Source organism: Pseudomonas sp. RIT-PI-AD (assembly GCF_025642785.1).
In the GTDB taxonomy this organism is placed as follows: Bacteria; Pseudomonadota; Gammaproteobacteria; order Pseudomonadales; family Pseudomonadaceae; genus Pseudomonas_T.
This window is the reverse complement of sequence record NZ_JANZKU010000007.1, coordinates 50,609-71,697: the sequence shown is the minus strand read 5'-3', so window position 1 is coordinate 71,697 and position 21,089 is coordinate 50,609. Positions and strand designations below refer to the sequence as shown.

At 65.4% G+C, this 21,089-nt stretch carries 19 protein-coding genes; 9 read left to right on the top strand and 10 right to left on the bottom strand.

Annotated features, from left to right (window positions below; genetic code table 11):
- Positions 1–85 precede the first annotated feature (85 nt).
- A complete protein-coding gene (locus tag OGL92_RS08495) occupies positions 86–1,738 on the bottom strand; it encodes a hypothetical protein (RefSeq protein WP_263142715.1) in 1,653 nt (550 codons plus the stop codon).
- A gap of 311 nt (positions 1,739–2,049) precedes the next feature.
- On the opposite strand from OGL92_RS08495, the gene dusA reads away from it, so the two are divergent.
- On the top strand, positions 2,050–3,060 hold the full coding sequence (dusA, locus tag OGL92_RS08490) for a tRNA dihydrouridine(20/20a) synthase DusA (RefSeq protein WP_263142714.1): 1,011 nt from the start codon (positions 2,050–2,052) through the stop codon (positions 3,058–3,060).
- 22 nt (positions 3,061–3,082) lie between these two features.
- Here the strand turns inward: dusA and OGL92_RS08485 are convergent, their stop codons facing one another.
- A complete protein-coding gene (locus OGL92_RS08485) occupies positions 3,083–3,934 on the bottom strand; it encodes a LysR family transcriptional regulator (protein ID WP_263142713.1) in 852 nt (283 codons plus the stop codon).
- A gap of 138 nt (positions 3,935–4,072) precedes the next feature.
- Here OGL92_RS08485 and OGL92_RS08480 point away from each other — a divergent pair, with 138 nt between their 5' ends.
- From OGL92_RS08480 to OGL92_RS08470, 3 genes are all read left to right on the top strand, one after another.
- Positions 4,073–4,249 (top strand): DUF1127 domain-containing protein, encoded by a 177-nt coding sequence (locus OGL92_RS08480; RefSeq protein ID WP_346659492.1) that lies wholly within the window; start codon positions 4,073–4,075, stop codon positions 4,247–4,249.
- Between the two features lie 47 nt (positions 4,250–4,296).
- Positions 4,297–5,202, top strand: a complete 906-nt coding sequence (locus OGL92_RS08475) for a PhzF family phenazine biosynthesis protein (RefSeq protein WP_263142710.1) — start codon at positions 4,297–4,299, stop codon at positions 5,200–5,202.
- Positions 5,203–5,396: 194 nt separating this feature from the next.
- On the top strand, positions 5,397–6,641 hold the full coding sequence (locus OGL92_RS08470; RefSeq protein WP_263142708.1) for a crosslink repair DNA glycosylase YcaQ family protein: 1,245 nt from the start codon (positions 5,397–5,399) through the stop codon (positions 6,639–6,641).
- On the opposite strand, the gene OGL92_RS08465 is transcribed toward OGL92_RS08470, so the two are convergent.
- Both OGL92_RS08465 and OGL92_RS08460 read right to left on the bottom strand, forming a co-directional pair.
- The gene (locus OGL92_RS08465) at positions 6,610–7,119 is read right to left on the bottom strand and encodes a cupin domain-containing protein (RefSeq protein WP_263142706.1); all 510 of its coding nucleotides are present in this window, start codon (positions 7,117–7,119) and stop codon (positions 6,610–6,612) included. The genes OGL92_RS08470 and OGL92_RS08465 overlap by 32 nt on opposite strands.
- Positions 7,120–7,160: 41 nt before the next feature.
- On the bottom strand, positions 7,161–8,528 hold the full coding sequence (locus OGL92_RS08460; RefSeq protein ID WP_263142705.1) for a 3-deoxy-7-phosphoheptulonate synthase class II: 1,368 nt from the start codon (positions 8,526–8,528) through the stop codon (positions 7,161–7,163).
- 216 nt (positions 8,529–8,744) lie between these two features.
- Between OGL92_RS08460 and OGL92_RS08455 the strand changes: the two genes are divergently transcribed.
- Positions 8,745–9,491, top strand: a complete 747-nt coding sequence (locus OGL92_RS08455) for a spermidine synthase (RefSeq protein ID WP_263142702.1) — start codon at positions 8,745–8,747, stop codon at positions 9,489–9,491.
- Here the strand turns inward: OGL92_RS08455 and OGL92_RS08450 are convergent.
- Complete coding sequence (locus tag OGL92_RS08450) at positions 9,488–10,279, bottom strand: crotonase/enoyl-CoA hydratase family protein (protein WP_263142699.1); 792 nt, start codon at positions 10,277–10,279, stop codon at positions 9,488–9,490. The genes OGL92_RS08455 and OGL92_RS08450 overlap by 4 nt on opposite strands.
- A gap of 331 nt (positions 10,280–10,610) precedes the next feature.
- Between OGL92_RS08450 and OGL92_RS08445 the strand changes: the two genes are divergently transcribed.
- Positions 10,611–12,320, top strand: coding sequence for a DEAD/DEAH box helicase (locus OGL92_RS08445; protein ID WP_263142695.1), 1,710 nt, complete (start codon positions 10,611–10,613; stop codon positions 12,318–12,320).
- 212 nt (positions 12,321–12,532) lie between these two features.
- Here the strand turns inward: OGL92_RS08445 and OGL92_RS08440 are convergent, their stop codons facing one another.
- On the bottom strand, positions 12,533–12,742 hold the full coding sequence (locus OGL92_RS08440; protein ID WP_263142693.1) for a YgdI/YgdR family lipoprotein: 210 nt from the start codon (positions 12,740–12,742) through the stop codon (positions 12,533–12,535).
- A 178-nt stretch (positions 12,743–12,920) separates the two neighbouring features.
- The gene (gene acnB, locus OGL92_RS08435; RefSeq protein WP_263142691.1) at positions 12,921–15,521 is read right to left on the bottom strand and encodes a bifunctional aconitate hydratase 2/2-methylisocitrate dehydratase; all 2,601 of its coding nucleotides are present in this window, start codon (positions 15,519–15,521) and stop codon (positions 12,921–12,923) included.
- 403 nt (positions 15,522–15,924) lie between these two features.
- Here acnB and OGL92_RS08430 point away from each other — a divergent pair, with 403 nt between their 5' ends.
- The gene (locus tag OGL92_RS08430; RefSeq protein ID WP_263142689.1) at positions 15,925–16,401 is read left to right on the top strand and encodes a DUF1289 domain-containing protein; all 477 of its coding nucleotides are present in this window, start codon (positions 15,925–15,927) and stop codon (positions 16,399–16,401) included.
- Between the two features lie 21 nt (positions 16,402–16,422).
- Here the strand turns inward: OGL92_RS08430 and OGL92_RS08425 are convergent, their stop codons facing one another.
- Positions 16,423–17,286, bottom strand: a complete 864-nt coding sequence (locus OGL92_RS08425) for a universal stress protein (RefSeq protein WP_263142688.1) — start codon at positions 17,284–17,286, stop codon at positions 16,423–16,425.
- A 142-nt stretch (positions 17,287–17,428) separates the two neighbouring features.
- On the opposite strand from OGL92_RS08425, the gene OGL92_RS08420 reads away from it, so the two are divergent.
- A complete protein-coding gene (locus OGL92_RS08420) occupies positions 17,429–18,028 on the top strand; it encodes a tRNA-(ms[2]io[6]A)-hydroxylase (RefSeq protein ID WP_263142687.1) in 600 nt (199 codons plus the stop codon).
- An 11-nt stretch (positions 18,029–18,039) separates the two neighbouring features.
- On the opposite strand, the gene lpxH is transcribed toward OGL92_RS08420, so the two are convergent.
- A complete protein-coding gene (lpxH, locus tag OGL92_RS08415; RefSeq protein WP_263142685.1) occupies positions 18,040–18,765 on the bottom strand; it encodes a UDP-2,3-diacylglucosamine diphosphatase in 726 nt (241 codons plus the stop codon).
- Between the two features lie 5 nt (positions 18,766–18,770).
- On the bottom strand, positions 18,771–19,268 hold the full coding sequence (locus OGL92_RS08410; protein ID WP_263142683.1) for a peptidylprolyl isomerase: 498 nt from the start codon (positions 19,266–19,268) through the stop codon (positions 18,771–18,773).
- Between the two features lie 120 nt (positions 19,269–19,388).
- Here OGL92_RS08410 and OGL92_RS08405 point away from each other — a divergent pair, with 120 nt between their 5' ends.
- Positions 19,389–21,062, top strand: coding sequence for a glutamine--tRNA ligase/YqeY domain fusion protein (locus OGL92_RS08405; protein ID WP_263142681.1), 1,674 nt, complete (start codon positions 19,389–19,391; stop codon positions 21,060–21,062).
- Positions 21,063–21,089: the final 27 nt, after the last annotated feature.

The window sequence follows — 21,089 nt, the reverse complement described above, 5'->3', positions numbered from 1 at the left end:
ACCCGAGCGCGTGGCATGGCTCAATGCGAAAGCGTTGGCGGCTCGAGCGGCAGGACTTGGAGCGGATTTCCCGGGCGGTGTTCCTTCACCGGTCCACGGCGCGCCCTTTGATGTACAGGCGTGTGGTTGCACCGGCCGCCTCGATGTCTTCATGGTTCCACTGGCTCGATGGGAAAACCTCCGGGCATTGCGGCGTGGCGTAGCCGTAGGACGAGACCGAGCCGACCAGGACGAAATCGGGATGCCTGGCGGCGATCTTGCTGGAAAACAACTCGCAGTACTCCGCCTTCGCCTGATCGTCCTGGAGCAATCGCAGCGGCGGAACGAAGCGCTTGTAGTTCAGTTCCGTGCGGGGCCTGAGAAAGATATTGGTCCCGACCACGACGACCTTGCCGCGATCCCCGGCGGACAATGCTTCTATTCGTTTCAGAGCGGCGATATCGGAAAGCGGATGCTTGCCGGCGTATTGCTCGAGCGCCGCGAGTTTGGCCGGTAGCTGATCGATGGATACGCCTATCAGCAGCGCCACGACCAGCGGGGGCGACAGCCGCGAGAGGCTTCCCCAGAAATAGATCAGTACGATGAGGCCGGGAAGCAGCACCAATCGATTGGCGAGCAGGAAGGCAAAGGCGGTCAGGATGAAAAACACCAGGACCAGCACCAGCAGGTAGACATGCCCATAGCGCCGTCCAGCGGGCGTGCCGCGGGCGAGAAGCGCGAAACCGCCCAGGCCGCAGCAGCCACCCGCCCAGACCAGCGTGGTCCATTCGGTGCCGAGTTGGAGAAGATCCCGGGCGAGCCCGTTGCGAAAATAACCGACCAACGCCCAGACCGTTTTCCCGACGAATAGATCGGGGTGGGCGAGCGCTTCCGCGAGGTAGACGGATTTCTCCGCCCGCACCAGCGCGTAGGTATCGAAGCCGGCCGGCGCCGGCACGCCCAAGTAGCTACGGTATTCGAAGTACGAGAACAGGGTGTTGCGCCAATTTTCCGAATAGAAGGGCTCGCCGAATATCCAGATGTTCATGAGCGCGGCCGGCAGGTAGCCCACGAAAAAGCCCAGAAGGACCAGGCCGCACAAGCCGCTGGTGCGCCTGGGCGAGAAATCCTCGCGCACGCCTATCCACAGGACGATCCCGAGCGGGATGAACAGGAACGATGCCGTATAGCGGACGCCGGCGGCGGCTCCCAGCAGCAACCCCAGGCAGACCAGCGCATGCTCGCGCTTCGCCGGGCGATCGAATATGCCCAGTGCCAGCACCGTCGCACCCGCCAGCAATGCCCAGAAGAGCATGTCCGAGGCCACCCGGACGCTGGCCATCAGCAGCGGCAGGCTGCCGAGCAGGAAAAACAGCACGGCCACTTCCGTGGTGCGGTTGAACACGGCCCGGGCGATCCGGCCCACCAGCACATAGAAGGCCACGCCACTGATCATCGAAACGATTTTGCCCGCCAGGAAGGCGTCGCGGGTCACCCAGGCCAGGGCTGTACTCAGGAGCGTATAGTGAGCCGGTCGGAAGCGGTCGCGGGGAAAAACGAATTGCAGGTAGCTGTGTATCTTGGCGGCGTAGAAATCCAATTCCGGGTTGTCGCCGATCCAGTCTTCCACCACGTGATACTTGAAGCCGATATAGGCAATCATCGAGGCCTGGCCGATATACAGGGCATAACGCATGAAGCGGAAAAATGCGTCGAGATGCCGGGGATCTTTCGCCAGGTTTCGCAGAAACACCCTCATGCCTTCATCCTATTTCGTATCGATTCGTCCGTCGCTTCTCGTCGCAACGGATGCCTGCGGATCAAAGCCGGCAGCCCACGGCCTGCTCGTCACGCTCGTGCCTCGGCCCGCCGCCCGGGCGGGCCACTCGCCTCGCTTGCGGCGCTCCTCGGGCAAGGCCGGGCTTTCTTGGTAAACTGCCGCGCCGCCGCACAGTCGGCGCCGGATAACCGACATCATCTTTATCTTTGCCGTGCACTCGGCGATCACGTCGCGCAGCGCAATGAAAACGCGGCGCGTCAGATTAAACGAAGGGCCACCAGACCGTCCAAATGACCCCAGACAACACCACCTCGACTACCATCTCGCCTCCCGCGCCGTCGCGCCGCTTTTCCGTGGCGCCGATGATGGACTGGACCGACCGGCATTGTCGGTTCTTTCTCCGCCAATTGTCGAAGCAGGCCTTGCTCTACACCGAGATGGTCACCACGGGCGCCCTGTTGAAAGGCGACCACGCGCGTTTTCTGCGCCATGCCGAGGACGAGCATCCGCTGGCCTTGCAGCTTGGCGGTAGCGTGCCGAGCGAACTGGCGGCCTGCGCGCGAATGGCCGGGGAAGCGGGCTATGACGAGGTCAACCTGAACGTCGGCTGCCCCAGCGATCGGGTACAGAACAACATGATCGGCGCCTGCCTGATGGCCCATCCCGCGTTGGTCGCGGAGTGCGTGGCGGCGATGCGCGAGGCGACCGCCGTTCCGGTGACGGTCAAGCATCGGATCGGGATCAACGGCCGCGACAGCTATGCCGAACTCTGCGATTTCGTCGGCCAGGTCCGCGACGCGGGGTGCCGCAGCTTTACCGTCCACGCGCGCATCGCCATCCTCGAAGGCCTCTCGCCCAAGGAGAACCGAGAGGTCCCGCCGCTTCGCTATGAGGTCGCCGCGCAGTTGAAGCGCGACTTCCCCGACCTTGAGATCATCCTCAACGGCGGGATCAAGACCCTGGAAGCCTGCCAGGAACACCTGCTCACCTTCGATGGCGTGATGCTCGGCCGCGAGGCCTATCACAACCCCTACCTGCTGGCGGCCGTGGACAGCACCCTGTTCGGTGCGGCGACGCCGATCCCCAGCCGCGCGGAAGCGTTGGCGGCCATGCGCCCCTACATCGAGCGGCACCTCGCCGAGGGGGGCGCCCTGCATCACGTCACCCGGCACGTGCTGGGGCTCGGCCAGGGCTTCAAGGGCGCGCGACGGTTCCGCCAGTTGCTCTCGGTGGACGTGCACAAGGTCGCCGATCCGCTGGCGTTGTTCGATCAGGCGGTGGAGATGCTCGTCGGGCATTGAGCCCGGCGCGGCGTCCGCCTCGCTATAGGCGGAAGCCCTCGGCGATGTGATCCGCCAGGGTTTCGATCACCGGCGATTGCGATCGCGGGTTGCGGATCAACACGATGCTGCTGAGCGGCAGTTCCGGCATGCCCTCGGCGGTGCCGAGGATGCGCATGTCTGAGGGGATCAGGCTGCGCAACTGGGCGGTGACCGCCAGCCCGGTGCCGACCACCGCCATCAACGCGGACAGGCTGGGGCTGCTGTAGGCGATCCGGTATTGCCGTTCGGCGCTGTCCAGGGCGTTGCAGGCCCAGGCTCGACAGAAGCAATCGGTATTGAACATCGCCAGGGGAATCGGCGTTTGCTCATGGGGGCTGAAGCTCTGGGCTTCGGCCCAGACGAAGCGTTCCTGGCGCAGTAGCTGGCCGATCTCCTTACCCGGCTCGCGGGTGACGATCGTCAGGTCGAGGTCCTGGCGTTGCAGCAGCTGCGAGGACGAGTCGCAATGCACTTCCACCTGCACCAGCGGGTAGGCCTCGGCGAACCCCGAGAGGATGCCCGGCAAGAAGCGCATCACATAATCGTCCGGGGTGCCGATGCTCACCGCGCCGACCATGTGCGGCTGGCGCAGTGTGTTGAACACCTCGCCATGCAGCTTGAGGATTCGCCGCGCGTAGCCCAGCAGCACCTGGCCTTCGGGGGTCAGGCGCACCTGGCGTCCGTCCCGTTGGAAGAGCGAGCAGCACAACACTTCTTCCTCCAGGCGCTTCATCTGCATGCTCACCGCGGACTGGGTCCGGTTCACCTTCTCGGCGGCGCGGGTGAAACCGCCCTGGTCGGCGATGGCGACGAAGGTGCGCAGCAGTTCGCTATCGATACTGGGAAAGTCCAAACATCAATCCTCAAGATGCTTTGCATAAGAAACATTCGTTGGATTGATGTTAAGCAGCGTTGGAGACTGGCGCCAACCCCAGAGGAGAACGAAGCGATGAAAGGCCAGTCCGGTTTCACCCTGCCTCCCAACCGCTGGATGCCATTGCGAGCCCCGTGGCTCGCTTCCGTTCGCCACGGTATCCGCTACCTGCGGCGCTGGCATGAGACGAATCGGCAGCGCCATCTACTGGCGACGCTCGACGATGCCAGTCTGAAGGACCTCGGCCTGAGCCGCGCCGATGTCTACCGCGAGAGCGAGCGATCGTTTCTGTAGGCGGGGCGGCTTTCCTCCGCCTTGCCAACTTTCCAGGAGAAAAGAACATGCAAGTGAAGGTGCAAGTGGTCAATGCGTTCGTGGATGGCGCGCAGGGCGGCAACCCGGCGGGCGTGGTGGTGGATGCCGACCTGCTGAGCCATGCCCTGAGGCAGGCCATCGCGACCCGTGTCGGTTTTTCCGAAACCGCGTTCGTCAGCCGCTCTGAGCAGGCGGCGTTCCGCCTGGAGTTCTTCACCCCGAATCGTCAGGTCGCCCATTGCGGGCACGCGACCGTGGCGACCTTTTCCCTGTTGCGCCAGCTCGGCCGGGTCAGTGAAGGCTGGACGAACAAGGAAACCATCGAGGGCAACCGCGACATCCTGATAGCGGCGGACCAGGTGTTCATGGAGCAACGAGCGCCGGCCTATCGGGACTTCCCTGCGGACTCGGCGGAGTACGCCGAGGTACTCGCCGGCCTCGGCATCGGGGCGGAGCTGCTGGTCGAGGGGATGCATCCGACGCGGGTGGATACCGGGGTCGCGTTCATGCTGGTGGCGTTGCGTGATGAGGATGCGGTCCGCGCCATCCGGCCGGACCTGGCGGCCATCGAGCGCCTGAGCGACAGCCTCGACCTGGTCGGCTTCTACGTCTTCTCCCGGCAGACCCAGCAGCCCGGACGCGCGGCCGGCGCGCGGATGTTCGCACCGCGCTATGGCATCCCCGAGGAGGCCGCCACCGGCATGGCGGCCGGCCCGCTGGCCTGCTTCCTCCACGATCGCTTCGGCATAGCGGATGCCCATCTGTCGATCGAGCAGGGCTGGCTGATGCAGCCGGCCTCGCCGAGCCTGATCCGGGTCGAGTTGGACCTGCACGAGGGACGCATCCAGCGCCTGATGGCCGGGGGACGCGCGGCCATTGCGGAGACGTTGGTCATCGACACCGCTGACCTCGAGGCGTCCGTCGCGCCTTGATGTGCTGCCGCCAGGTCAGGCCAAGAACCTGGCCCGCCGGCTGGACCGAGGTTACCCGCGCGCATTCCCGGCGAAGACCGGCGCCATTCGGATGCGCCGAACGAGCGTTCCCCGCCTGCGCGGCACGGCGGATGGTCCTGAACCGCCATCGCGGATGCTAAGGTGCGGGGCTCTTCCGGTCTCAGGGTCTTCTCATGACAGCTTCGCTTTCTTCCGCAGAGGCCCGGCGCCTGGTGCTGGCCGCCCAGGGGTTCCACAAGGCGCCGCGGGGCGTCGTGCGGCGCGCTCACGTTGAGGCGGCGATCCGGCGCCTGGGGGTGCTACAGATCGATTCGGTCAACGCGTTGGTCCGCGCCCACTACCTGCCGCTGTTCTCCCGGCTTGGCATCTATCCACGGGAAATCCTGGAGGCCCTGGCCTGGGGCAAGCCGCGACAGCGGACGCTGTTCGAGTACTGGGGGCACGAGGCCTCGCTGTTGCCTCTGGACCTGTATCCCTTGCTGGATTGGCGCATGCGCCGGGCGGCCGACGGCCGGGGCATCTATACGCAACTGGCGCGCTTCGGCGTCGAACAGCAGGGCCTGATCCAGGGCGTGCTCGATACGTTGCGCGAGCGTGGCGCGTTGGGTGCCAGCGCCTTGAGCAGCCGCCAGGAGCGCGCCGGCCCCTGGTGGGACTGGAGCGCGGAGAAGCTGGCGCTGGAGTGGTTGTTCGCCGCGGGCCGCGTCAGCGTCGCCGGACGCCGGGGTTTCGAGCGGCTCTACGACCTGACCGAGCGGGTGATCCCGGCGGAATGCTTGGAGCATCCGCTGGAAGAGGCTGAGGCGCAGCGACAACTGCTGGTTCGTTCCGCCCAGGCCTTGGGCGTGGCCACGGAAAAGGATTTGCGCGACTACTACCGGCTGGAGGTGGGCGACTGCCGCCTGCGCCTGGCGGAACTGGTCGAGGCCGGCAGTTTGCAGCGGGTCGAGGTGGCGGGCTGGAAGCAGCCGGGCTATTGCTTCGGCGAGCCGCTGATCCCGCGGCGGATCGAGGCCAGCGCGCTGCTCTCGCCCTTCGATTCGCTGGTCTGGGAGCGTGCCCGCACCGAGCGGCTGTTCGACTTCCGCTATCGCCTGGAAATCTATACGCCGCGTCACAAGCGCCAGTACGGCTACTACGTGTTGCCGTTTCTCCACCGGGAACAGGTGCCGGCGCGGGTCGACCTGCGCACCGAGCGGGCCGCCGACCGCCTGGCGGTGCATGCCGTGCACGAGGAGCCGATCGGGTTGGACGATTCCGGGATGGCGGCCTTGGCCGTCCAGCTCCAGAAACTGGCGGATTGGTTGGGGCTGGCCCGCGTCGAGGTGGCGTGCGCACGTTCCGAGGGCGCTCGCTTGCGCCAGGCCCTGGACGCGGTCCCGGTGGTCAATCGGTCGACGGCCGACGATCCAGGATGAGCGGGCGCTCCGGCTCGCCGTCGAAGTAGTCGGTCGCTTGCAGGCGCCCGACGGTGGCCAGGCTGCGCACCATGACTTTCCCGCTGTCCGGGTAGACGCAGACTTCATCGAGATCGTGGGGGCCGATGCTCAGGTAGAGCAGGTCCTCCCCGAACGGATTGGCCAGCTGGTGCGCGATGCCGGTGCCGGCGGGGCAGGAGATGCAGTCGCCCGCCTGGATCTCCTGGACGCTGTCGCCGTAGCGGAACAGACCGCGCCCGGCGAGCACATAGAACACTTCGTCCTCGCGCGCATGGGCATGGAAGGGGCAGGCGGTGCGGCCGGGCGGAACGCGGTTGGCACGCACCCCGAGGCGCGGCCGCTGGCCGTCGCGGGTCGGGGTCAGCCAGCGGGTCGCGCTGCCCTGGTGCGGCCCCCTGAAGTCGACCTCTTCCTCGGCGTCATGGAAATTGACGATCAGCGGTTCGGCAGGGTGCATCGCGATTCTCCGTTACCGACGGACCGTCGGCGATTGTCGGTTCAGCGCCGGACCTGTTTCAGGGTCTCGGCGATCATGAACGCCAATTCCAAGGACTGGTCGGCATTCAAGCGCGGATCGCAGTGGGTGTGGTAGCGATCCGACAGGCCGTCTTCGGTGATGGGGCGCGCGCCGCCGATGCACTCGGTGACGTTCTGCCCGGTCATCTCGATGTGAATCCCGCCGGCATAGCTGCCCTCCGCCTGGTGGACGTCGAAGAACTGCCGGACCTCGGCGAGGATGCTGGCGAAGTCGCGGGTCTTGTAGCCGCTGGAGGCCTTGATGGTGTTGCCGTGCATCGGGTCCGAGCTCCACAGCACCTGGCGTCCCTCGCGCTGCACCGCCCGGATCAGCCGTGGCAGGTGGTGTTCGACCTTGTCGGCGCCCATGCGGGCGATCAGGTTGAGGCGTCCCGGGTCGTTGTCCGGATTGAGGGTGTCGATCAGTCGCAGCAGGTCGTCCTCGTCCATGCTGGGGCCGACCTTGACCCCGATGGGGTTGCCGACGCCGCGCAGGAACTCGACATGGGCGCCGTCCACCTGGCGGGTGCGGTCGCCGATCCACAGCATGTGCGCCGAGCAGTCGTACCAGTCGCCGGTGAGGCTGTCGCGGCGCACGAAGGCCTCTTCGTAGTTGAGCAGCAAGGCTTCGTGGGCGGTGAAGAAGCTCGCCTCGCGCAACTGCGGGGCGTTGTCCAGGCCGCAGGCACGCATGAACGCCAGGGTTTCGTCGAGGCGGCCGGCCAACTGGCTGTACTTCTCGGTCAACGCCGAATTGGCGATGAAGTCGAGGTTCCAGCGATGCACCTGATGCACGTCGGCGAAACCGCCTTGGGCGAATGCGCGCAACAGGTTCAGCCCGGAGGTGGATTGGTGATACGCCTGCAGCAGGCGCTCCGGGTCCGGCACGCGGCTGGCTTGCTCGAAGGCGATGCCGTTGACGATGTCGCCCCGGTAGGCGGGGAGGGTGACGCCGTCGATGGTCTCGCTACCGGAAGAGCGCGGCTTGGCGAATTGCCCGGCCATGCGGCCGATCTTCACCACCGGGCAGCCGGCCGCGAAGGTCATCACGATGGCCATCTGCAGCAGCACTTTGAAGGTGTCGCGGATCTTCGCGGCGGAGAATTCGGCGAAGCTTTCCGCGCAATCGCCGCCTTGCAGCAGGAAGGCGCGGCCCTGGGTGACCTCGGCGAACTGCCGGCGCAGTTCCCGCGCTTCGCCGGCGAACACCAGCGGCGGGTAGCCCGCCAGGGTTTTCAGCACGCGGTCCAGATGGGCCGCGTCCGGGTATTCCGGCTGTTGCTGGATCGGCTTGTCTCTCCAGCTCTCGGGGCTCCAGAGGGGCGTGGCGGGGGACGATAGGTCGCTCATTTCGGGCTCGATGCGGCTGCTGGCAAAGGGATGCCGCATGGTAACCGATCGGCCCCCGGCTGCCAGCCGATGGGCGCGATAGCGCATTCGAATGGTCCGCGCTACGCAGGTCCCGGCGGGCTGCTATGATCGCCTGCGCCGCGGCCCGGGTGGGCGCGGGGCGCGGCTCGCCGTCGCGCCCCGACGCGGCGGAAACCAGTCTATTCAGGAGTGGCCATGCGCGAGGAACGGGTGCTTGCCGAGGTGCAGGACGAGTTCGGTTCCATCCGGGTGCTGGAGGTCGGCGACTACCGCTTCCTCGAGTTCGGCGAGGCGATAGAGCAGAGCTGTGTGTTCACCCGCGACCCTAGTTGGCTGGAGTACGACTACACCCGCGCCATGCTGCTCGGCGCGCTCTGCCACGACGCGCCGGAAACCGCATTGTTCCTCGGCCTGGGTGCCGGCAACCTGACCCAGGCGTGCCTGAGCCTACTGCCGCTGGAGGACGTCGAGGCGATCGAGCTGCGCCCCGACGTGCCGCGACTGGCGATGGAATACCTCGGCTTGCAGGACGATCCGCGGCTGACCATCCGCATCGGCGATGCGTTGGAGTTGCTGCCCAGCGCGGAAACCGCGGACCTGATCTTCGTCGATCTCTACACCGACACGGGGCCGGGGGTCGGGCATCTGGCCTGGAAATTCCTCGAGAACTGTCAGCTCCGGCTGAATCCCGGCGGCTGGCTGATCATCAATCAGTGGGCCACCGACGAGGGCAAGCCGCTCGGCGCGGCGCTGTTGCGCGGGCTCTATCACCGGCACTACTGGGAGTGCCCGGTGAAGGAGGGCAACGTGATCCTGATGGTGCCGGCGGACCTGGAACAGACGCTGGACCGCGAGCGGCTGGCGGCAAAAGCCGAGGCCCTGGCGCCCCGCCTGGGCTATTCGCTGATGCCGCTGCTAGAGGCGATACGCGGCGCCAGCTAGCGGCCTTCGAAGCGTCCCGGACGGCGCTCCTGCATGGCGCGCAGGCCTTCCGCCGCGTCGGCCGAGTCGAACAGCTGGCGGGTGGTGGCGGGCAACGCGGCGGCGGCGGCGCGTTCTCCCTGTTCCACCGCCTGGCGCGCTGAAGCGAGGGTCGCGCGTACTCCCAGCGGCGCTTGCTGCGCGATGCGTTGCGCCATCCACAGCGCGCGGGGCATCAGGTCTTCGCTGGCGAGCACTTCCTGGACCAGGCCGAGGCGATAGGCTTCGTGGGCATCGAACTCGTCGCCGGTGAGCAGCCAGCGCAGCGCATTGCCCCAGCCGGCCACCTGGGGCAGGCGCAGGGTGGCGCCGCCGAACGGGAGGATGCCGCGCTGGACTTCCAGTTGGGCGAAGCGGGTGTTGCTGGCACACAGATTGATATCCGCGGCGAGCATCAGTTCGATGCCGAGGGTGAGGCAGTAGCCTTGCACGGCGATCACCAGGGGTTTGCTCAGGCGCGGTCCGCCGAAGGTGCCCCAGGGGTCGACGGCGCCCGGCGGCAAGGTCCAGCCCGCGCGGAAGGTGTCACCGACGTCGGCCAGATCGAGCCCCGCGGTGAAATGTTCGCCGTGGGCATGGATCAGGGCACAGCGGGCGTCGTCGTCGCGTTCGTATTCGCCGAGGGCGAGCACCAAGTCGTCGAGCATCGCCTGGTCGAAGGCGTTGCGCTTGGCGACCCGGTCGAGGCCGATGAGCATGACCTGGTCGCGTTTTTCCCGGCTGACCCGGCCTGCGGCGCTGGACGACATGGAGAACTCCTTCTACTGGTGCGAGAGACTGCGTGCGGTGCGGTATAACCGGCCGCGCCCGGCTTGTCCACGCGCGGATGACCGTTTGGCCGTCTACGTGCGCCCGGGATGAAAAACCTGCACAAAATTCAGGATTTTCCGGTATAGTGCGCGCCGGCCTTTTACGGCCCCGTTCAGGTACTGCGACCCTCGAAGCGCTTGCTTCGGCTGCATGTCCGCACTGCGGACACCCTTGACGATTCATCCATTCACTACGCGTTCTCGCAAATTCTCGCCGACCGAGCTGCCAGGGTGACCTCCGGGTCTTACACGGCATGCGCAGCTTTGGAACATGGGTCTTTGCGGATGCACACGAGGCAGACCCATGACCCAGGAACTCGGCGGCTTCGCCGCGCTCGAACTCCACCCCAATATCCTCGCCGCGATCAGCTCGGTCGGTTACGAAGAGCCGTCGCCGATCCAGGCGCAATCGATCCCGGTGATCCTCGCCGGGCACGACATGATCGGCCAGGCCCAGACCGGCACCGGCAAGACCGCGGCGTTCGCGCTGCCGCTGCTGAGCCAGCTCGAACCGACCCGGCGCGAGCCGCAGGTGCTGATCCTGACGCCGACCCGCGAGCTGGCGCTGCAAGTCGCCACCGCGTTCGAAACCTATTCCAAGCAGATGCCCGGCGTCAGCGTGATCGCCGTCTACGGCGGCGCGCCCATGGGCCCGCAGCTCAAGGCCCTGCGCCAGGGCGCGCAGATCATCGTCGCCACCCCGGGCCGCCTCTGCGACCACCTGCGTCGCGATGAGAAGCTGCTCAGCACCGTGCAGAAACTGGTGCTCGACGAAGCCGACGAGATGCTCAAGCTGGGCTTCATGGACGATCTGGAAGTGATCTTCCAGGCCATGCCGGAAAGCCGCCAGACCGTGTTGTTCTCCGCGACCCTGCCGCCGTCGATCCGCTCCATCGCCGAGCGTCACCTGAAAGACCCCAAGCACGTCAAGATCGCCGCCAAGACCCAGACCGTCTCGCTCATCGACCAGGCGCACCTGCTGGTCCACGCCGACCAGAAAGTGGGCGCGGTGCTGCGTCTGCTGGAGGTCGAAGAGTTCGACGCGCTGATCGCCTTCGTGCGTACCAAGCAGGCGACCCTCGACCTGGCCAGCGCCCTGGAGGCCAAGGGTTACAAAGCCGCCGCGTTGAACGGCGACATCGCTCAGAACCAGCGCGAGCGCGTGATCGAGTCGTTGAAGGATGGCCGCCTGGACATCGTGGTCGCCACCGACGTGGCCGCCCGCGGTATCGACGTGCCGCGCATCACCCACGTGCTCAACGTCGACATGCCCTACGACCCCGAGTCCTACGTGCACCGGATCGGCCGCACCGGCCGTGCCGGTCGCGATGGCCGCGCCCTGCTGCTGGTCACCCCGCGCGAACGGCGCATGCTCCAGGTGATCGAGCGCGTCACCGGGCAAAAGGTCGCCGAAGTCCGCCTGCCGAATGCCCAGCAGGTATTGGATGCGCGCATCAAGAAACTGACCGCCAGCCTCACGCCGCTGGTCGCCGAGGCCGAAGCGAGCCATGGCGAACTGCTCGATCGCCTGATCGCCGAGATCGGTTGCAGCCCGCGTGCCCTGGCATCGGCTCTGCTGCGCAAGGCCACCAATGGCCAGGCACTGAATCTGGCGGACGTCGAGCGCGAGCAGCCGCTGGTGCCGAGCAACACCGCGCCGCGCGAACGTCGCGAGCGCGACGGCGAGCGCAGCAGCAGTGGCGAAAGCCGCGAGCGTCGCGCGCCGGTGCCCTTGGCCGAAGGCCGTGTGCGTTGCCGCACTGCGCTGGGTGCCCGTGACGGGATCGCCGCGAAGAACCTGCTGGGGGCGATCCTCAACGAGGGCGGTTTGGCGCGCGAGGCCATCGGCCGCATCCAGATCCGCGAGACCTTCAGCCTCGTGGAGCTTCCGGAGGAAGGCCTGGAGCGCCTGCTCGGCAAACTCAAGGACACCCGCGTCGCCGGCAAGTCGCTCAAGCTGCGCCGGTACCGCGAAGACTGAGCCCGGGATTTCCGTGCTACCGGACGTCCCGCCCCGGGGCGTCCGACCTTGATTCTTCCTTGGCAGGCCTTCAGTCTTGCCTCGTGCCCGGTCTCGGGACTTTCTGGAAGTTGCCTGGCAGCGGCGCATGGCGCAGCCGGCATTCCTTGCTTCATCCCTCTGCAGAAACACGAAACCCCACAAAAGTGGGGTTCGCGTGCTGCGGAATCGACTCAGCGTTCGATGATCTGCTTCACCTGGGATTGAGGAATCTGCTGCTCGTTGCCTTCGCCATCCTCGAACTTGAGCATCCCGGTGTCTTCGTCCAGTTTCGGCTTGCCATCCGAGGTGATCATCTGGCCGTCGTTGGTGGCGATGATGTAGTCGCTGGCACAGCCTGCCAGACCGATGACGCAGAATACGGCAAAAATCCAATGCTTCATGATGCTCTCCTGATCAGTCGTCAGCCCGCTGGGGGCTCGAGTTCTCTGACAGTGTGAGGGGCGGTATGCTCCCTCAATCGTACGGAAAGCTGTGGAGGCGGCACGGCGCTTGGGTCGGCTGGAACGACGCCCATGAAAAAGCCCCGCATCGGCGGGGCTTTTTCATGTCGCGGATGGATCAGGCCTGGACCACCGGGATGTTGGCGCTGGCGGCCACTTCACGGTACTCGGCGATCTGATCGAAGCTCAGATAGCGGTAGATGTCCGCAGCCATGCTGTCGATGTTCGCCGCGTAGCCCATGTACTCCTCGACGCTCGGCAGCTTGCCGAGGATCGACGCCACTGCCGCCAGTTCCGCCGACGCCAGGTACACGTTGGCACCGTCGCCAAGGCGGTTGGGGAAGTTGCGAGTGGAGGTGGAGACCACGGTGGCATTGGACGCCACGCGCGCCTGGTTACCCATGCACAGCGAGCAGCCTGGCATTTCCATACGTGCGCCGGCCTTGCCGTAGATGCCGTAGTAGCCTTCTTCGGTCAACTGGTGAGCGTCCATCTTGGTCGGCGGCGACAGCCACAGGCGCGTCGGGATACCGCCCTTGACCTTGTCCAGCAGCTTGCCGGCGGCACGGAAGTGGCCGATGTTGGTCATGCAGGAACCGATGAACACCTCATCGATCTTGTCGCCCGCGACGCTGGACAGCAGGCGGGCATCGTCCGGATCGTTGGGCGCGCACAGGATGGGCTCCTTCACTTCCGCCAGATCGATTTCGATGACTTCCGCGTACTCGGCGTCGGCATCGGCCTGCATCAGTTGCGGGTTGGCGATCCAGCTTTCCATCGCCTTGGCGCGACGTTCCAGGGTGCGTGCATCGCCGTAGCCTTCGCCGATCATCCAGCGCAGCAGGGTGATGTTGGAGCTCAGGTACTCGGCGATGGCCGCTTCCGGCAGCTTGATGGTGCAGCCCGCCGCGGAACGCTCGGCGGAGGCGTCGGAGAGCTCGAAGGCCTGCTCGACGGTCAGTTCGTTGAGGCCTTCGATCTCGAGGATGCGGCCGGAGAAGATGTTCTTCTTGCCTTTCTTCTCGACGGTCAGCAGTCCTTTCTGGATCGCGTAGTAGGGGATCGCGTGGACCAGGTCGCGAAGAGTGATGCCCGGTTGCATCTTGCCCTTGAAGCGCACCAGCACGGACTCCGGCATGTCCAACGGCATCACCCCGGTGGCGGCGGCGAAGGCCACCAGGCCGGAGCCGGCCGGGAAGGAAATGCCGATCGGGAAGCGGGTGTGGGAGTCGCCGCCGGTGCCGACGGTGTCGGGCAGCAGCATGCGGTTCAGCCAGCTGTGGATGATGCCGTCGCCTGGACGCAGGGACACGCCGCCGCGGGTGCGGATGAAGTCCGGCAGGGTGTGGTGGGTCGTGACGTCGATCGGCTTGGGATAAGCCGCGGTGTGGCAGAAGGACTGCATCACCAGGTCGGCGGAGAAGCCCAGGCAGGCCAGGTCCTTCAGCTCGTCACGGGTCATCGGGCCGGTGGTGTCCTGGGAGCCCACGGTGGTCATCCGCGGCTCGCAGTAGGTGCCGGGGCGCACGCCCTCGACGCCGCAAGCCTTGCCGACCATCTTCTGCGCCAGGGTGAAGCCCTTGGTGCTGGCCGCGGGCTGGTCGGGTTTCTTGAACAGGTCGACGGCGGGCAGGCCCAGCTCGGCGCGGGCCTTGTCGGTCAGGCCACGGCCGACGATCAGCGGGATACGGCCCCCGGCGCGGACTTCGTCGAGCAGCACCGGGGTCTTCAGTTCGAAGGTTGCGAGGACTTCGTCGGTGCCGTGCTTGCAGACCTTGCCGGCGTGCGGATAGACGTCGATCACGTCGCCCATGTTCAGGTTCGAGACGTCGAACTCGATCGGCAGGGCGCCGGCATCTTCCATGGTGTTGTAGAAGATCGGCGCGATCTTGTTGCCGAAGCAGAAGCCGCCGGCGCGCTTGTTCGGCACGTAGGGCACGTCGTCGCCGAAGAACCACAGCACCGAGTTGGTGGCGGACTTGCGCGAGGAGCCGGTACCGACCACGTCACCGACGTAGGCGACCGGGAACCCCTTGGCCTTGACCTCTTCGATCTGCTTGAGTGGGCCGATGACCCCCTGTTGGTCGGGCACGATGCCGTCGCGAGCCATTTTCAGCATGGCCAGGGCGTGCAGCGGGATGTCCGGGCGCGACCAGGCGTCGGGCGCGGGAGAGAGATCGTCGGTGTTGGTTTCGCCGGGGACCTTGAAGACGGTCAGGCTGTACTTGTCGGCGATCGGCGGGCGCTTGGTGAACCATTCGCCATCGGCCCAGGACTGCAGCACGGCCTTGGCCTGGACGTTGCCGGCCTTGGCCTTTTCCGCCACGTCGTGGAAGGCGTCGAACATCAGCAGGGTGTGCTTGAGTTGCTCGGCGGCGGTGGCGGCCAGCTCGGCGCTGTCGAGCATGTCCACCAGGGTGACGATGTTGTAGCCGCCCTGCATGGTGCCCAGCAGTTCTACCGCACGTTTCTTGCTGATCAGCGGGGAAGTGGCTTCGCCCTTGGCGATCGCGGACAGGAAGCTGGCCTTGACGTAGGCGGCTTCGTCGACGCCCGGCGGCACGCGATTGGTGATCAGGTCGAGGAGGAATTCTTCTTCGCCGGCCGGCGGGTTCTTCAGCAGCTCGACCAGGCCTGCTGTCTGTTCGGCGTTCAGCGGCTGGGGCACGATACCCTGGGCGGCACGCTCTTGTACGTGGTTGCGGTAGGCTTCAAGCACAGTAATACCCTCATCAGTTGTCCCAAGAAGTTGTCCGGGACGCTCATCCAGGAACACCGAACACTGGCGCCTCGCGGCTTCATGGGCCGCTCGGCCAAGGTATCAGCGCTCCATCCAGAAGCTGTTTTCAAAGTTTTACGCCGGGAAGGAAAAGGGCCTGATGAGGGCTGGCGCGGGGCACCCGAGAGGGTCGAGGTGCTCAGCGCCAAGGTTTCCTGCCGGATGGACTGTGCTCGTGACGCTTTGAAAACAGCTTCCAACGGACATTGGCGCCTTAAAGGCGGGCCAATTCTACTGGATTGCGCGGGTAAAGTTAAGCCAATACCCCCAGGCGCTGCGGGGTGACCCGCTCCGGGCAAAGGGCTAACATGGCCCGCCAGATCTCGACAGCCAGCCCCTCGCCATGCCCCATCAACGCATCAAGACCCCTTGCGTCGGCCTCTGCTCCACGGTCTATGGCGATCTGGTCTGTCGCGGCTGCAAGCGCTTTCACCACGAGGTGGTGAACTGGAACCTGTATGGCGAGGAAGAACGTCGCGCGGTGTGGCGAAGACTGGAGGCCTTGCTGGTGCAGGTGATGGAGGCGAAGGTAGAGATTTTCGACGCGCCATGCCTGCGCCGGCAGCTGGAAGCGCGCCAGGTGCGCTTCCTCCCCGAGCAATCGCCTTATTGCTGGGCCTATCAATTGATCGCCCGCGGTTCGCGGAAGATCAACCGCCTCGAGGCCTACGGCATGGCCTTGCTGCCGGAATTCCGCGAGAGTTCGCTTCCCGAGCTGCGCGACGCCATCGATCGAGAATTTTTCTTGCTGTCCGAAGCCCACTACGAGCGTTACATCGCCCCGAAATTCCTGCGCGAGGGCCTGGAAATCCGAGTTTGAGATTTCCAGGCCTGTCGGGTTTCAGCGCTGGGCCACCAGCGCCTCCAGGTGGGCGATGATCGCGTCGGGCTTGAGCACCAGCACGTCGCTTTCCAGGTTATCCAGCACCACTTCCGCGGTATTGCCGATCAGCGCGCCGGACAGGCCGGTGCGCGCCACGGTGCCGATCACCGTCACCGCCGCCTGGAGTTTCTGCGCGACATAGGGGATGAGCACATCGGCCGGGCCTTCCTCGATGTGCAGGCGATCGTCGCCGATGTCGTATTCGTTCTGGAATGCCCGCGCCTGCTCGCGGTAACGGGCCTCGATGGTGTCCTTGAGCTGGAAGGTGGGATCGGCGGCCGACAGCATGGGCGACGGATGCGCGCTGATCACGTGCAGGTGGCCGTGGGCGAGGTTGGCGATGTCGAAACCGTGGTTGACGATGCTGGCGTGGAGGGTGCGGTGTTCGCCGTCGTGGTTGCCGACGTCCACCGCGGCGAGAATCACGCCACCGGTCCAGGGGCGCTCGCTCTTGACCATCAGCACCGGGCCGGGGCAGTAGCGCAACAGCTTCCAGTCGTCGGGGGTGAGCAGCGCCTTCTTCAGCGGGTTCTCCGCGACGTGCTGCTTGATCACCAGGCCGCACCCCTCGGCTTGCTGCACCGAGATGATGGTCTGATGCAGGTTCTCCAGCCAGAACTGCTCGGTACTGACGCTGTAGCCTTCGCCGTGCAGTTCGCCGGCGAGCTGCTCCAAATACGCGGCATGATCCTGCTTCTTGTCGCAAACCAGCAGGTGCAGGTGGGACTGGGTGACGCCCGCGATCAGCTTGGCGCGCTTCAGGGCGAAGCTGGCGGGCCGGTCGGGTTCCACGACTACCAGAATGCTGCGAATCGCTTGCATGATCATTTCCCTCTGCGAATGGCTCAGGCTACTGTAGTACCGATCGGACGCCGCCAGCCATGACATGCATCAGCATGCGGCGCTGGCCCTGGCGGCGGGCATTCGTATAATGCTCCGCCTTTGTGACATCAGCCAGAACGCCATGTTGCCACCCGAAATCGAACGCTTTCTGCTCTGCCCGACGCCCGACAGCTGGATCGCCCAGGCCCTGGAGCACCAGGACATCCTGTTGATCGACCATGCCAACTGCGAGAAGAAGGCGGCCTCCACGGCGCTGACCCTGCTGTTCCGCTACATCGAAAAGGCCGAATTGCAGTACAAATTGTCGCGCCTGGCGCGCGAGGAATTGCGGCATTTCGAACAGGTATCCGCCCTGATGATCAAGCGCGGCGTGGCCTATCGCCCGGTGAGCGCGGCGCTCTACGCACAGCGCCTGCACAAGCACATGCGCAGCTCCGAGCCGCACAAGCTGATCGATACCCTGATCGTCGGCGCCTTCATCGAGGCGCGTTCTTGCGAACGCTTCCATCGGCTGGCGCCGCACCTCGACGAGGAGTTGGGCAAGTTCTACCGGTCGCTGCTGAAGTCCGAGGCACGCCACTACCAGGGCTACCTGAAAATGGCGCGGGACTACGCCGGCGAGCCCATCGATGAGCGGGTAGCCTATTTCGCCGAGGTGGAGCGGGACGCCATTCTCACCCCCGACGCGGAGTTCCGCTTCCACAGCGGCGCGGCGGCCTGACCCGGGCGCGATCAGGCGAGGGCGAACGGCGCCTGGCGATACCCTTCGGCATCCACCTGCAAAGCCCAGCCCTGGCGGTCCCAATCCCCCAGGACGATACGTTGCGCCGGCGTTCCATCCACCTCCAGCGTATGTCGCGCCGGCCGATGGGTATGCCCGTGAATCAACGTCCTGGCGCCATGGCTGCGCAGGACGCGGGGGATTTCCTCGGCGGTGACATCGACGATGTCCGCGGCTTTCTCTCGGGTCTGCATGCGGCTTTCCTGGCGCAGCTTGCGCGCCAGGCGTTGCCGGGCGGACAGCGGCAGGGTGCGCAGGATCCACAGCGACACCGGATTGCGCAGCCAGCGCCTTAGCCGCATGTAAGCCAGATCGCGGGTGCACAGGCTGTCGCCGTGCATCAGCAGGACGCGTTCGCCGTTCAGTTCCACCAGACTGGGATCGGGCAGCAGGGTGCAGCCCGCCTCCCGGCAAAAGTCTTCACCGAGCAGGAAGTCGCGGTTGCCATGCATCAGGAATACCCGCGTGCCGCCGTCGCTCAGTCGACGCAGCGCCTGGGCGATCCCCTGCTGGAAAGCGCTCATGGCATCGTCGCCGATCCAGGCTTCGAAGAAGTCGCCGAGGATGTAGAGCGCCTCGGCCTGCCTGGCGCGGGTGTCGAGAAAATGCAGAAACGCCCGGGTGATGTCCGGGCGTTCCTCTTCGAGATGGAGATCGGAGATCAGCAGTACGCTCACCCGATTTACTCGGCGACGATCTCGGCTTTCTCGATGATCACGTCATCCACCGGCACGTCCTGATGGCCCGCGCGCATGGTGGTGGCGACGTCCTTGATCTTCATGACCACGTCCATGCCATCCACCACTTCGCCGAACACCGTGTAGCCCCAGCCCTGCACGGTTGGCGCGCTGTGGTTGAGGAAGGTGTTGTCGGAAACGTTGATGAAGAATTGCGCGGAGGCCGAATGCGGCTCCATGGTGCGGGCCATGGCCACGGTGCCGGTCTTGTTGGAAACGCCGTTGTCGGCCTCGTTCTTGATCGGGGCGCGGGTCGGTTTCTGCTTCATGCCGGGCTCGAAGCCGCCGCCCTGGATCATGAAGTTGCTGATCACGCGGTGGAAGACCGTGTTGTCGTAGTGGCCAGCCTTCACGTATTCCTCGAAATTGGCGACGGTTTCGGGGGCTTTGTCTTGGAAAAGTCGCAGGGTGATGACGCCGTGATTGGTGTGCAGTTTGATCATCGAAAAATCGCTCCGTCGAGAAAATCGAAGGCCTGTCAGGGGGTTGACAGCTTCGGCTATGATAAGCGCTTTGATTCGAGCGGCCTACCCTCGCCGCCATCAGCCCGATCCAAGGACCCCATGAGCAAGCCAGACACCTCCGTCGTTCCCACGAACTTCCTTCGTCAAATCGTCCAGGCCGATCTGGATGCCGGCAAGCATGCGAAGATCGTCACTCGCTTCCCCCCGGAGCCCAACGGCTACCTGCACATCGGCCATGCCAAGTCGATCTGCCTGAACTTCGGTCTGGCCCGGGAGTTCGGTGGCGACTGCCACTTGCGCTTCGACGACACCAACCCGGCCAAGGAAGACCAGGAATACATCGACGCCATCGAGCAGGACGTGAAATGGCTGGGGTTCGACTGGGCCGGCGAGGTTCGCTATGCCTCGCGTTATTTCGATCAATTGCATGCCTGGGCCCTGGTATTGATCGAGGCTGGCAAGGCGTATGTGTGCGACCTGACGCCCGAACAGGCGCGCGAATACCGCGGCAGCCTGACCGAGCCCGGCCAGGACAGCCCGTTCCGCGAACGCTCGGTGGCGGAGAACCTGGATCTGTTCGCGCGGATGAAGGCCGGCGAGTTCAAGGACGGCGAGAAAGTGCTGCGGGCCAAGATCGAGATGGCTTCGCCCAACATGAACCTGCGCGACCCCATTCTCTATCGCATCCGTCACGCCCATCACCATCAGACCGGCGATACCTGGTGCATCTACCCCAGCTATGACTACACCCACGGCCAGTCGGACGCCCTCGAAGGCATCACCCACTCCATCTGCACCCTGGAGTTCGAGGATCACCGACCGCTTTATGAGTGGTTCCTCGCCAACCTGCCGGTCCCGGCCCAGCCGCGCCAGTACGAGTTCTCGCGACTCAACCTGAACTACACCATCACCAGCAAGCGCAAGCTCAAGCAGTTGGTGGACGAAGGCCATGTGAGCGGCTGGGACGACCCGCGCATGTCCACGCTGTCGGGCTATCGCCGGCGGGGTTACACGCCAGAGTCCATCCGCAATTTCTGCGAGATGATCGGCGTCAACCGCGCCAGCGGCGTGGTCGACATCGGCATGCTGGAGTTCAGCATCCGCGAGGACCTGGATGTCCGCGCCACCCGTGCGATGTGCGTGCTGCGCCCGCTCAAGGTGGTGATCGACAACTACCCCGAAGGTCAGGTCGAGCACCTGGAGCTGCCGCGCCATCCCAAGGAAGACATGGGCGTGCGCGCCTTGCCGTTCGCTCGGGAGCTCTACATCGATCGCGACGACTTCATGGAAACGCCGCCGAAGGGCTACAAGCGCCTGGAGCCCAATGGCGAGGTGCGCCTGCGGGGCAGCTACGTGATTCGCGCCAACGAAGCGATCAAGGACGCCCAGGGCAACATCGTGGAGCTGCGCTGTTCCTACGACCCCGACACCCTGGGCAAGAACCCGGAAGGGCGTAAGGTCAAGGGCGTGATCCACTGGGTGCCGGCGGCACAGAGCGTGGAGTGCGAGGTTCGCCTCTACGACCGACTGTTCCGTTCGCCGAACCCGGAAAAGGCGGAGGAAGGCGGCAGCTTCCTGGATAACATCAATCCGGATTCCCTGGTCGTGCTGCAGGGCTGCCGCGCCGAGCCTTCCCTGGCGCAGGCCCAGCCCGGTGAGCGCTTCCAGTTCGAGCGCGAAGGCTATTTCTGCGTCGACACCCGGGATTCGCGCCCGGCGCATCCGGTGTTCAACCGCACCGTTACCCTGCGTGACTCCTGGGCGCAGGGCTGATCAGCGCGACCCGTGGCGTGCGGAGCG